The sequence below is a fragment of the Qipengyuania citrea genome (genome assembly GCF_009828015.1).
Taxonomy (GTDB): domain Bacteria; phylum Pseudomonadota; class Alphaproteobacteria; order Sphingomonadales; family Sphingomonadaceae; genus Qipengyuania; species Qipengyuania citrea.
Map to the genome: position 1 here is coordinate 178,245 of NZ_WTYG01000002.1, position 12,239 is coordinate 190,483.

At 65.2% G+C, this 12,239-nt stretch carries 12 protein-coding genes; 6 read left to right on the top strand and 6 right to left on the bottom strand.

Annotated elements, in window-relative coordinates:
- Positions 1 to 4: 4 nt before the first annotated feature.
- The 4 genes from GRI55_RS06330 to lepB are packed head-to-tail and all read right to left on the bottom strand — an operon-like array spanning position 5 to position 2,984.
- Complete coding sequence (locus tag GRI55_RS06330) at positions 5 to 514, bottom strand: hypothetical protein (protein WP_160766586.1); 510 nt, start codon at positions 512 to 514, stop codon at positions 5 to 7.
- 3 nt (positions 515 to 517) lie between these two features.
- Positions 518 to 1,420: a GTPase Era gene (era, locus tag GRI55_RS06335; RefSeq protein ID WP_160766587.1), complete on the bottom strand. Its 903-nt coding sequence runs from the start codon at positions 1,418 to 1,420 to the stop codon at positions 518 to 520.
- The gene (gene rnc, locus GRI55_RS06340; RefSeq protein WP_050599274.1) at positions 1,417 to 2,088 is read right to left on the bottom strand and encodes a ribonuclease III; all 672 of its coding nucleotides are present in this window, start codon (positions 2,086 to 2,088) and stop codon (positions 1,417 to 1,419) included. Before rnc ends, era begins: the two co-directional genes overlap by 4 nt.
- Positions 2,085 to 2,984, bottom strand: coding sequence for a signal peptidase I (gene lepB, locus GRI55_RS06345; protein ID WP_160766588.1), 900 nt, complete (start codon positions 2,982 to 2,984; stop codon positions 2,085 to 2,087). Before lepB ends, rnc begins: the two co-directional genes overlap by 4 nt.
- Positions 2,985 to 3,053: 69 nt before the next feature.
- Between lepB and pgi the strand changes: the two genes are divergently transcribed.
- Positions 3,054 to 4,604, top strand: coding sequence for a glucose-6-phosphate isomerase (gene pgi, locus GRI55_RS06350; protein WP_160766589.1), 1,551 nt, complete (start codon positions 3,054 to 3,056; stop codon positions 4,602 to 4,604).
- Positions 4,605 to 4,610: 6 nt separating this feature from the next.
- On the opposite strand, the gene GRI55_RS06355 is transcribed toward pgi, so the two are convergent.
- Complete coding sequence (locus GRI55_RS06355) at positions 4,611 to 5,852, bottom strand: NRAMP family divalent metal transporter (RefSeq protein ID WP_156494240.1); 1,242 nt, start codon at positions 5,850 to 5,852, stop codon at positions 4,611 to 4,613.
- Positions 5,853 to 6,152: 300 nt separating this feature from the next.
- Between GRI55_RS06355 and GRI55_RS06360 the strand changes: the two genes are divergently transcribed.
- Positions 6,153 to 7,541 (top strand): DEAD/DEAH box helicase, encoded by a 1,389-nt coding sequence (locus GRI55_RS06360; protein WP_063506879.1) that lies wholly within the window; start codon positions 6,153 to 6,155, stop codon positions 7,539 to 7,541.
- Here GRI55_RS06360 and GRI55_RS06365 read toward each other — a convergent pair.
- A complete protein-coding gene (locus GRI55_RS06365; protein ID WP_160766590.1) occupies positions 7,538 to 8,638 on the bottom strand; it encodes a mechanosensitive ion channel family protein in 1,101 nt (366 codons plus the stop codon). The two genes, GRI55_RS06360 and GRI55_RS06365, sit on opposite strands and share 4 nt — an antisense overlap.
- A gap of 155 nt (positions 8,639 to 8,793) precedes the next feature.
- On the opposite strand from GRI55_RS06365, the gene gorA reads away from it, so the two are divergent.
- From gorA to GRI55_RS06385, 4 genes are all read left to right on the top strand, one after another.
- Entirely contained in the window at positions 8,794 to 10,158 is a 1,365-nt protein-coding gene (gene gorA / locus GRI55_RS06370; protein ID WP_160766591.1) for a glutathione-disulfide reductase, read from the top strand.
- Positions 10,159 to 10,248: 90 nt separating this feature from the next.
- Complete coding sequence (locus tag GRI55_RS06375; protein ID WP_160766592.1) at positions 10,249 to 11,037, top strand: AraC family transcriptional regulator; 789 nt, start codon at positions 10,249 to 10,251, stop codon at positions 11,035 to 11,037.
- Positions 11,038 to 11,100: 63 nt separating this feature from the next.
- The gene (locus GRI55_RS06380; protein ID WP_160766593.1) at positions 11,101 to 11,727 is read left to right on the top strand and encodes a hypothetical protein; all 627 of its coding nucleotides are present in this window, start codon (positions 11,101 to 11,103) and stop codon (positions 11,725 to 11,727) included.
- A gap of 104 nt (positions 11,728 to 11,831) precedes the next feature.
- On the top strand, positions 11,832 to 12,233 hold the full coding sequence (locus tag GRI55_RS06385; protein ID WP_160766594.1) for a cupin domain-containing protein: 402 nt from the start codon (positions 11,832 to 11,834) through the stop codon (positions 12,231 to 12,233).
- The last annotated feature ends 6 nt before the right edge of the window (positions 12,234 to 12,239 follow it).

Sequence of the window (12,239 nt, forward strand, 5' to 3'; positions counted from 1 at the left end):
GCTTTTAGGCTAGGCTTATTGAGAAAACGATGACGCCAACCACAAACATGCTGCCAGACAGCCAGCCCAGCGCCTCACCGATCCAAGATCTTTCTCCTGCTCGATGGATAGAGGACTCTATATCACTCTGCCGCTGACTGTTAGTAAGGCCTGTGATTTTCACTTCATTCCAGTAGAATATCGCATCTGGTAGCGCGCGGGATATCTTATTGGAGTAGTGCTGGTTGGCGACCGCGCCAAGCAACGCGAAGACTAGGCCTGATACGAACAAGAGAGCTGCTTCACGAGGCGATGTCACTTTCTCGAACTGATTCAATACCGTCAGTATTCCGCCAGAGTTTGCTGTGAAGAGGCTGGCGGTAAGCCACTTGGATAGCCCAGTTAACTGATCGAGAGCAATCTCGTGGTGTTTTTGGTAGTAATCGACCTTCCACTCAGCGTGTAATTTCGCCTGTGTGTGTTCGATATCATTAGTGCCGGCCACTTTTCCAACGGTTTTACTGGCTTTGCTCATCTATCAGCTCTTCCAGTCCAGTCCCATTTCCTCGAACATTTCCTTGTCCTCGCTCCAGCGTTCGTCGGTCTTGACGTGGAGGAACAGGTGGACCTTCTGGCCGAGCAGTTCGCTCAGCTCCTCGCGCGCGGCCTGGCCGATCGCCTTGATCCGGCTGCCACCCTTGCCGAGCACGATCATCCGCTGGTTGTCGCGCATCACCACGATCTGCTGGTGGATCTCGACGCTGCCGTCCTTGCGCTGGATGTATTTCTCGGGCCGCACCGCGCTGTCGTAGGGCAGTTCCTCGTGCAGCTGCTGGTAGAGCTGCTCGCGCGTGATTTCGGTGGCGAGCAGGCGTTCGCTGGCATCGCTGACCTGGTCTTCGGGATACATCCACGCGCCTTCGGGCATCATGGCGGCGAGCGCGTCCTTCATCTCGTCCACGCCGTCGCCGGTCAGCGCGGAGACGAAATAGACCGTTTCGAATTCGACCTTCCCGGTCAGCTCCTGCGCCAGCGCCAGTAGCGGTTCCTTCTTGGCCCGGTCGACCTTGTTGAGCACGAGGATCTTGCGTTCGGGCCGCGCGGCGATCTGTTCGAGCAGCGGTTCCAGCTCGTGCCGCCGCTGCTTGAGCGGATCGACCAGCAGCAGCAGCGCATCGGCCGCCTCGGCGCCTTCCCACGCGGCGCTGACCATCGCCCGGTCGAGCCGCCGCTTGGGCGCGAAGATGCCCGGCGTGTCGACGAGGATCATCTGCGTGTCGCCATGCAACGCGATGCCCATCATCCGCGCCCGCGTGGTCTGCGCCTTGGCGCTGGTGATCGCGACCTTCTGGCCGACCAGTTGGTTCACCAGCGTGCTCTTGCCCGCATTGGGCGCACCCAGCACTGCGACCACGCCGCATTTGGTTGTTTCCTGCGTCACCCGAATGTCTCCATGAATATGCGTGCCGCCTGTTTTTCGGCTTCCTGCTTGCTGCCCGCGGTGCCTTCGGCCTCGCCGACCTTGTGGACTTTCACCCGCACGGTGAAGCGCGCCGCGTGATCGGGGCCCGACCGCTCGATCAGCTCGTATTCGGGCGGGCGCCGCTGGTTACCCGCGGCCCATTCCTGCAACGCGCTCTTGGGGTGTTTCGACTTACCCGCGCCGCTTTCCAGCGCCGGACGCCACAGCAGGCGCACGACGTCGCGCGCCGCGGCGAAGCCGTTGTCGAGGAACTGCGCGCCGAGCAGCGCTTCCATCACGTCGCCGAGGATGTTGTCGCTGTCGCGGCCGCCATCGCTGCTCGCCTGGCGCGAGATCCGGATATGCGGCGCCAGCCCGATGCCGCGCGCCACCTGCGCGCACATCGCCCGGCTGACGATCGCGTTGAGCCGCTGCGCCAGCTTGCCCTCTGGCGCTTCGCTTTGCGCATAGAGCCAGTCGGCGATCGCGAGGCCGAGCACGCGGTCGCCAAGGAACTCGAGCCGTTCGTAATCGCGCGTTTCGCCCATGCTGCCATGCGTCAGCGCGGCGAACCACAGCGCTTCGTCCTGCACGGTGAAACCCGTGCGGGTCAGCCAGTCGCGGGCATCCGGGTCGAGCGCGCTCATATGTCGGCCCCGATCCGGTCCCAGCGCGCGGCGGTGAACCAGGTCCACGGCAGCAGCCATTCGGCGCTGCCGTCGGTCGACCACAGCACGCGGCTGGCGCGGCCCACCAGCAGGTCGGTATCGACCAGTCCGACGCCGCCGTCGCGCACGGCCGGGAAGCGGCTGTCGAGCGAGTTGTCGCGGTTGTCGCCCATCACGAACAGCTGGCCTGCGGGAACCACGATCGGCGCGGCATTGTCGGGGTCGATGCGCAGCGGGTTGCCGCGTTCGTCGGTGGCGACACCGCGCGCGCCATCGCTGAGGAAGCGCGGCCCGACGGTGCCGAAATCGATCGTCAGGTAGCTTTTGCCCGACGGCAGGGTCTCGCGGAACTGGCGGTAGCGGCAGGTGGTCCCGCCATCGACCACGACCCCGCCATCGCTGCGGCAGGCGGTGTTGGGGCCCATCGCGATATCGGCGGCGCCCGCGGGCTGCTTGGGCAGCGGCTCGCCGTTGAGGATCACGCGGCCGTTTTCCAGCGCCAGCGTATCGCCGGGCAGGCCGATCACGCGCTTGACGTAATCCGCGCCGGTCACCGGATGCTTGAAGATGACGACATCGCCGCGGTCGGGCAGGCTGGCGAAGATGCGCCCGTCGAACAGCGCCGGTTCGCCCGGCAGCGACAGGTTGGAAAAGCCGTAGGGCCATTTCGCCGCGACCAGGTAATCGCCATTGCGCAGGTTCGGCAGCATGCTCTCGCTGGGAATGGTGAAGGGCGAGAAGATGAAGCTGCGGAAGATCAGCACCGCGATCACCAGCTTGGTGACGAACCACAGGAAACTGCCAAGGCTTTCCTTTTTCTCGGTCTCGCCCGGGCCGGCGGCAGGCGTAGCGGTATCCAGCGTTTGCTGTGTCATGCGGGGTTCTCAATCATTGCCGAGTTCCCTAGTCGCAGGAGCGCAGCCATCAAAGGATTTTTGCCCGCCATGACCACCGCCGCCCAGCTCTGGACCCGCCTGGAAACCCTGCCGCGCCCGACACTGGGCGAATTGTTCAGCGCCGCGCGCGAAGGCGGCGAAGGCGCGGACGAGCCCGGCGGCGCCGACCGGGTCGCGATGCTCTCGGGCCGGATCGAGCTCGAGGAGGGCGGGATCCTGTTCGACTGGTCGAAGACGCATCTCGACCGCGCCGTGGTCGCGGGCTTCGAAGAGCTGGCCGAGGCGATGGACCTCGCCGGCATGCGCACAAAGCTGTTCGGCGGCGAAGTGGTCAACCCGACCGAAGGCCGCGCCGCCGATCATGCGACTCTGCGCGGCACGGGCGAGGGCGCCAAGGTCGAGGAAGCGATGGCGCTGATCGACCGCATGGGCATGCTGGTCGAGGCGATCCACCAGGGCGCGCTGGGCGAGATCGAGCACCTGATCCACATCGGGATCGGCGGCAGTGCACTCGGCCCCGCGCTGGGGGTCGACGCGCTCGGCCGCGATCTGTCCTATTGCGACGTCCATGTCGTCTCCAACATCGACGGGGTCGCGCTCGAGGCAGCCTTCGCGAAATGCGATCCGGCCAAGACGCTGATCGCGGTGGCGAGCAAGACCTTCACCACGATCGAAACCATGACCAATGCCGCCAGTGCGCTCAAATGGCTGGGCGACAATGGCGTCTCCGATCCCGGCGGGCGCGTGATAGCGCTGACCGCCAATCCCGAAGGCGCGGTCGAATGGGGCGTCGACGAAACGCGCATCCTGCCGTTCCAGGAAAGCGTCGGCGGGCGCTATTCGATCTGGTCCTCGATCGGCTTCCCGATCGCCATGGCAGTGGGGATGGACGATTTCCGCGCCATGCTCGCAGGCGCCAAGGCGGTGGACGAGCATTTCCGCGACACCGACGGCGCGGCCAACCTCGTCCTGCGCGCGGCCTTTGCCGATCTCTACTACACCCGCGTGCGCGGCTGCCAGACGCGCGCGGTGTTCGCCTATGATGAACGGCTGGGGCTGTTCCCCGATTACCTCCAGCAGCTCGAGATGGAATCGAACGGCAAGCGCGTCACTGCCGAAATGCAGCCGGTCGACGGCCCGACCGCGCCGATCACCTGGGGCGGGGTGGGCACCGATGCGCAGCACGCGGTGTTCCAGCTGCTCCACCAGGGCACGCATCTGGTGCCGGTCGATTTCATCGCCAGCATCGCCCCGGGCGACGAGCTCGACCCCGCGCACCATCGCATCCTGCTGATGAACTGCTTCGCGCAAGGCGCGGCGCTGATGGCGGGCAAGCAGGGCGAGGACCCCGCGCGCAATTACCCCGGCGACCGCCCCAGCGCGACGATTCTGTGCGACGATCTCGACGCCGCCGCACTGGGCGCGCTGATCGCCTTCCACGAACACCGCGTCTTCGCCAGCGCGGTGCTGATGGGGATCAACCCCTTCGACCAGTTCGGCGTCGAACTGGGCAAGCAAATGGCAAAGGCGATCGAACAGGGCGGCGAGGAATTCGATGCAAGCACCGAGGCGCTGCTGGATGCCGCTGGGTTGGGGTGAGCAACTTCAAACCAGCACGAAATACATCACAGCCAACGCGCCCATCACCACTGTGCCCGTCAGGCTCAGCGCCTTGATTGCGGTGCTTGGCCTCGCGTCGGTGGGCAGTTCGCAGCGCGTCACAACGAGGTAGTTCAGCAGCGCGAGCAGCGGCGCGACCACGAAGGTGGCGCTGGTCACGAAGTCGAGGAAGCTCGTGAACGCGCCCATCGCGGTGAACAGCACTAAGATCGACAGTCCGGCCAGCGCCAGCGTGCTTAGTACATATTGCGTGCGCGTGCCGCTCTGCTGTTCCGCGCCGCGCAGGACTTGGATCGCGGCGGGCAGGGTGCGGGCATAGGCGTCGATCGCGGCGATCACCGTGGTCAGCATCACCGAGAGCGCGGCCACGGCGGCCAGCGCTGCGGCGGTCGGCCCGAGCGCTTCGCGGTAGAGGTTCACCAGCTGGCCCGCGAAGCCCGGCGCATCGGACAGCGGGGCGATATCCTGTGCATGCATCACGCCCGCGCCCATGATGCAGAAGCACAGCGCCATCAGCGTGGTCATGACATAGGGCCACAGGAAGCTGCTGCGCGCCTGCGCTAACGTGGGATGTGCGCCTGTGGGCAAAGTGCGGTCGGCTTCCACCTTCCACAGCGACAGAGCGACCGAGACGTCGAGCGGGTTGGGCATGAAGCCCGCGAGCGCGACGATGAATAGCAGCGCGGCGGTTTGCCGTGTCCAGCCGAAATCGGTCAGCGTCGCCCATTCGACGCGTGGCAGGACCATGATGGTGGTCGCCACCGTCGCGATGACGAGGAAGGCGAGCAGCACGCCGTTGACCCGATCGAGCAGCCGGTACCCGCCGGCGAAGAGCAGCGCGGAGGCGAGCGCGATCACCAGCGATCCCATGACCGGCAGCGGCAGCAGCGGGCCGAAAACGGCAGCGAAGATTCCTGCCGTCGCTGCGCCCAGCGCGGCATAGACGATCGGTACCAGCGGGATCACGGCGACGAGGAACAGCCACACCGCCCATGGGCCCAGCTCGCGATAGCCGGACAGCAGCGAACGCCCGCGTGCATGTGCGTAATCGACGCCGAAGCGGTAGGCGGGATATTTGAGCAAGGTCGAGAGCACGATCACGCCCAGCAGGGCGACCCCGAACATCGCACCCGCGCGGGTCGATTGCACGAGATGCGAAGTACCGATGGCAGAACCGGTAAAGATCAGGCCGGGGCCCGCCAGACGGCGCAGGATCGCGTTTCTCATCTTATATCCCCAAGGCTCCGCAAGGCGCGGACGATGCTTCCGAAATTGCCGGTCACGCAAGCGAAATGATCGTTCGTTCTTGCGAAACAAATTGACATTCCGCGCCTTTGCGCTCATCTGGTCTCCATCGAAGCGCGCTAGCCAGCGTGAAGCGGCGATCGGTTTACAGCGATTGCCCCGGCCGCGCCTCGGTTCCTTTTTCCAGACTTCCCTATTCACGCGGGTGGTTTCAAACCCCGCGACCGCGCCCGGATTCCGTCATGGAACGCTGAGCGCGCCGCATTACGAATGCGAGTTTTCATGACACAGTTTTCCGATCTTGGGCTGTCGCAGCCCGTCCTTCAGGCGCTTGACCTCAAGGGCTATTCCACTCCCACGCCGATCCAGGAAGGGGCGATCCCGCCCGTTCTCGAAGGGCGCGACCTGATGGGTATCGCGCAGACCGGCACCGGCAAGACCGCCGCCTTCATGCTGCCCAGCATCGATCGCCTGCGCGAAGCCGACAAGCAGACGCCGTTCAAATCCTGCCGCATGCTGGTGCTTGCGCCGACGCGCGAACTGGCCGGCCAGATCGCCCAGAGCGCCAAGGATTACGGTGCGCTGGCGGGCCTCAAGGTCCATTCGATCGTCGGCGGCACCTCGGTCAACAAGGACCGCAACAAGCTGCACCGCGGCACCGACATCCTCGTTGCCACGCCTGGCCGGCTGCTCGATCTGATCGACCAGAAGGCCTTCACGCTCGACAAGGTCGAAGTGCTGGTGCTCGACGAGGCCGATCAGATGCTCGACCTCGGCTTCATTCACGCGCTGCGCCGGATCAGCCAGCTGGTCCCCGAAGACCGCCAGACGCTGTTCTTCAGCGCCACCATGCCCAAGCAGATCCAGGAACTGGTCGGCAAATACTGCCGTAACCCGGTCAAGGTCTCGGTCACGCCCGAAAGCACCACTGCCGAACGCATCGACCAGTATCTCTTCATGGTCCAGCAGGACGAGAAGCAGACGCTGCTCGAAATGATCCTGTCCGAACGCCACCAGGTGCCGGGCAAGTTCGAGCGCGTGCTGATCTTCGCGCGCACCAAGCATGGCTGCGACCGGGTGGTAAAGAAGCTGGCGCAGGTCGGCATTCCCGCCAACGCCATCCACGGCAACAAGAGCCAGCCGCAGCGCGAACGCGCGCTCGACGAGTTCAAGCGCGCCAAGACGCCGATCCTGATCGCGACCGATGTCGCCGCGCGCGGGATCGACATCCCCGGCGTGAGCCATGTGATCAATTACGAACTGCCCAACGTGCCCGAGCAATACGTCCACCGCATCGGCCGGACCGCGCGCGCGGGCAAGGATGGCATCGCGATTGCCTTCTGCGCCGAGGACGAGCGCGATTACCTCAAGGACATCCGCAAGAAGACCGATGCCGAGTTCGAACGCCTGCCGCTGCCGGACAATTTCCGCGCGGTCGTCGAAGGCGTCGGCCCGACCAAGCGCGCGGCCCCCGGCCAGCGTATGGCCAAGCCCAAGGTTCGCCCCACCGGCGACGCGGCGAAGCGGGCCAAGCCCAAGGACAAGCATCCCGCCCGCAAGGGCCGTCCCAGCGGCGCAGGCGGTCCGGGCGGCGGCGGAAACGCCGGTGCCGGCAGGCCCGGCGGTGGCCGCAGCCGCAATCGCCGGCGCAGCAGCGCCGCACGCGGCTAACTGTCAGGGGCGGGGCCGGTCGTTTCCGGCTCCGCTTCCCCGTTCATCAGCCGCAGCCGCGCAAAGGCTGCGGGCTGGTGGTCGGCCAGCCATTCGAGCATCCCTTCGCGGATGTCGCAGCGCAGGTCGAACAGCGTGGGCGAATCCTTCGCGCTCATCAGCAGCCGCACCTCGATCGCATCGCGCTTCGTGTCGGTCACCTGCACCACCTGCACACGGCCGTCCCAGCGCGGATTGTCCGCGATCTGGCGTTCGAATTCGGCGCGGATCGGGCCGATCCGGGTCACCGGGTCGAGATAGAGCATCACCGAACCCAGCAGCTGCGCGGTTTTCTTGGTCCAGTTCTCGAACGCGCCCTCGAGGAATTGCGATGTCGGCACGATCAGCCGCCGCTCGTCCCAGATCTTGACCACCACATAGGTCGTGCGGATGTCCTCGATCCGTCCCCATTCGCCTTCGACGATTACCACGTCATCGATATTGATCGGCTCGGTCAGCGCCATCTGCACGCCCGCGATCAGCGATTTGAGCGCGGGCTGCGCGGCCGCGCCCACTGCGAGGCCCGCGAGGCCCGCCGAGGCGACCAGCGTCACCCCGATATCGCGCACGCCGGGGATCGACAGCAGCACCAGCCCGACGGTCACGAAGATGATGATGAAGGTCGCGATGCGGCTGAGCATGGTCAGCTTGGTGCGCTGGCGCCGGGCGGAGAGATTGTCCTCCACCGAGATATCCGCGCGCAGCTTCATCGCCTCGATCAGCGCCTGTAAGATCGCCAGCGCGATCCACCCGATCACCGCGGGCATGACAAAGCCGGCGACGCGTTCCCACACGGTCTCGAAGGCGGGAATCTCGCGCGCGGTCAGCACCAGCGCCAGCGCGACCAGCGCAAAGCGCGTGGGCATGGCGAGCCGCCGCACCAGCATCTCGTCCGCCTCGCTCCGCGTGCGTCCCACGACGCGGCGCAGCAGGCGGAACACCACCCAGTGCAGCAGCAGCGCGGCCAGCGTCGCGGCCACGGCCAGCGCCAGCAGATTCCATGGATGCGGCAGGATCGCCGTCCCGCGGGCGGCGTAATCGGCAAGCGTATCGGTCATGCGGTCTCCCGTTGGATGCATGCGGACAGGGCCGGCATCCCCTCCCAGGGACTTGCCCTTCCAACCCCGGTTCCCGCCGCGCGGTTCCCGCTTGCCTCTTGTGCCGCTGCGCGCGAGGCCCCAAGTGCGGCGCGCATTCACAACGGAGACAGGCTTTGGCTTCAGCACCCACCGGCGAGTACGATTTCGACCTTTTCACCATCGGCGCCGGTTCGGGCGGGGTGCGGGCCAGCCGCGTGGCGGCCGCGCACGGCGCGAAGGTGGCCGTGGCCGAGGAACACCGCGTCGGCGGGACCTGCGTCATCCGCGGTTGCGTGCCCAAGAAGATGCTCGTCTACGGCGCGCATTTCGCCGAAGACCTGAAGGACGCGCGCAATTTCGGCTGGTCGACCGAGAATGCGACCTTCGACTGGATCACGCTGCGCGACAATGTGCTGAAGGATGTCGAGCGGATCGAGGGCGCCTATACCAACACGCTCGAAAGCCACGAGGTGACGATCTTCAAGGAACGCGCCGAGATCACCGGCCCGCATGAGATCACGCTGGCGAGCGGCAAGGTCGTGACCGCGAAAACCATCTTGATCGCCACCGGTGCGCGCCCGCGTATGCCCGAATGCCAGGGCGCCGAACATGCGATCAGTTCGAACGAGGCGTTCCATCTCGACGAACTGCCCAAGAAGATCATCATCGCGGGCGGCGGCTATATCGCCAATGAATTCGCCGGCATCTTCAACGAGTTCGGCAGCGAAGTTCACATCGTCAATCGCGGCGACCGCTTGCTGCGCAGCTATGACGAGGCGGTGCGCGACCGGCTGCTGCAGATCTCGACGATGAAGGGCATCCAGTTCCGCTTCAACACGACGTTCGAATACATCAAGCCGTGTTCGGAAGGCGGCTATTTCGTCAAGATGTCCGATTGCGACGAGGAAAAGGCCGATCTGGTCATGTTCGCGGTCGGCCGCGTGCCCAACACCGAGGGGCTGGGCCTCGAGAATGCCGGCGTCGAACTGGGCGAGGGCGGCGAGATCAAGGTCGACCGCTTCAGCAAGACCAATGTCGATCACATCTATGCCGTCGGCGACGTGACCGACCGCGTGCAGCTGACCCCGGTGGCGATCCGCGAGGGCCAGGCCTTTGCCGACAGCGTGTTCGGCGACGGCGAGCCGGTGGCGGTCGACCACAGCTGCATCCCCAGCGCGGTGTTCAGCCACCCGCCGATCGCCGCGGTCGGCATGACCGAGGGCGAGGCCAAGAACCAGCTCGGCAGCGTGAAGGTCTATCTGTCGGACTTCCGCCCGATGAAGAACGTGCTTGCCGGGCGCAACGAACGCAGCCTGATCAAGATGATCTGCGACGGCGACAGCGGGCGCATCGTCGGTATCCACATGATCGCCCCCGAAGCGCCCGAGATGATGCAGGCTGCCGCGATCGCGGTGAAAGCCGGGCTGACCAAGGAAGACTTCGACGCCACCACCGCAATCCATCCGACCATGGCGGAGGAACTGGTGCTGATGCGCTAGGACGCCGTCATCGGCCCCGCGCCCGCGCGGCGGGGAAGAGTCGACAGCTGCGCATTGCGAAGCGCTCGGCCCGGTGCTTAGGCCGGTACGATGGAACACCCGTCGTCCGCCAGCTTTACGCGCCCCAAGCACGTCGACATCGAACTCGTGTCGGTGGCTTATCGCAACCGCAGCTTTCCGATGCATATGCACGACCAGTATGTGGTGGGCGTGGTCGAAAGCGGCGGCGAAACCCTGACCATCGATGGCACCTCCTACGAGGTCGGCGAAGGCGACATGATCACGATCGATGCGGGCACGGCGCATGCCAACGCCACGCTCGGAGACGCGACCTTGCGCTACCGGGTATTCTACATTCGCGCCGAGGTGGCATGGTCCTATGTCGGCCGCTCGGACCTGCTCTTCCCGGCACCGGTGCGCTGCGACCCCGCCTGCGCCCAGCGGCTGCTGGAACTGCACCGCTGGTTCGAAGCGGGGACCGGCGACAGGCTGGAAGAAGACACCGCGCTTGCGGAAATAGTCGGTATCGCGTTCGCCGCAGCTGTCGAACCGGATCGAGACGACCGGCTACCGGAGGCAGTTCGCCGGGCGAAGGGGTATATCGACGCGCGCTATGACGAGAATTTCGGTCTCGATGAACTGGCCGATGCCGCGGGTGTGACCAAGTACCATCTGGCGCGGAGTTTCACGCGCGCGCACGGTCTCAGCCCGCTTGCCTACCGCACCCAGCGGCGCATCCATGCGGCCAAGGAAATGGTGCTGGCGGGTGCGCCACTGGCCGATGTCGCATCCGATCTGGGTTTTGCGGACCAGAGCCATCTCACGCGCCAGTTCCAGAGCATGGTCGGAATCTCGCCCGCCCGCTATCGTGAGCAATGACGTTCAAGACAGGTCTGGAGCGCCCGACTAAGCCCCGTTGAAAGGCTTGTCAGGGACCATACCATGAAGAATTTACGCTCGATTATCACCACTCGGCCGCAGACGCTGAAAACGGCTGCGCTGGCCGCAGTGGCCGCAGCCTGCGCTGCTCTCGCCGGTCCTGCGAACGCCGCAGCGGCGGGCCAGGACGTTGAAGCCAATCGCCAGGCCTCGGGTGAAGCCAGCAGCCCATACGCGACCTTCCTCGCGAATTATGTCGAATGGGTGAGAACCATCGAAATCGAGGGTCAGGCGCGCGGCATCGCGCTGACGCCGAAGCAGGTCGAGCTGGCCACCCGGATCGGGATCGAGCATCCGGAAAAAGTGCGGCTGGTATACGTCGACGAAATACCCTTTCCATCGGAAGATCCGCAAATGCGCAAGATCGGCGAGGAGCTGGGCTTTGTCGGACCGGGTATCACCAATAACGCGCAGGCGTTCGGTTATACCATCTGGGTGCGCAACGGTTTCGACCTGACATGGCCGATGCTCGCCCACGAACTGGTCCATGTGCAGCAGATCGAGCGCAATGCGAGTTTCGGCGCCTTCGTGGAAAAATACATGAAGCAACTCATGGCTCACGGGCACGAAGACATGCCGCTCGAGGTCGAAGCCTACGAAGCCAATCGGATCCACGCCTCGCAACCCTGAGACGTGCCGGTCCGCCTGCCGCAATGCCCCGCGACCCGATTGCGCCTGCTGCGTTCCCGGCCTAGCGTGGCGCGGTTCAGCGGCGGATGACAAGGGGAACTTGCGTGAAGGGTTATTGCGACAATATCGAGCGGCGGACTGTCGAAAACGACAACTTCCGCCAGGTTCTCTACACCGGCGAGCATCTGCAACTCGTGGTGATGACGCTGCCGCCGGGCTGCGATATAGGCGAGGAGGTCCATGACGACCGCGACCAGTTCTTCCGCTTCGAGGAAGGCAAGGGCGTGGTCGATATCGACGGCGTCGAGAACCCGGTCGAGGATGATTTCGCGGTGATCGTGCCGGCCGGCGCGCGGCACAATGTCCGCAACACCGGCAGCGAACCGCTGCGCCTCTATACCGTTTACGGTCCGCCCGAGCATATGGACGGCGTGGTCCATGCGACCAAGGCCGATGCCGAGGCGCGCCATCACGACGAGGAATGGGACGGCGGCACCACCGAGTGATACGCT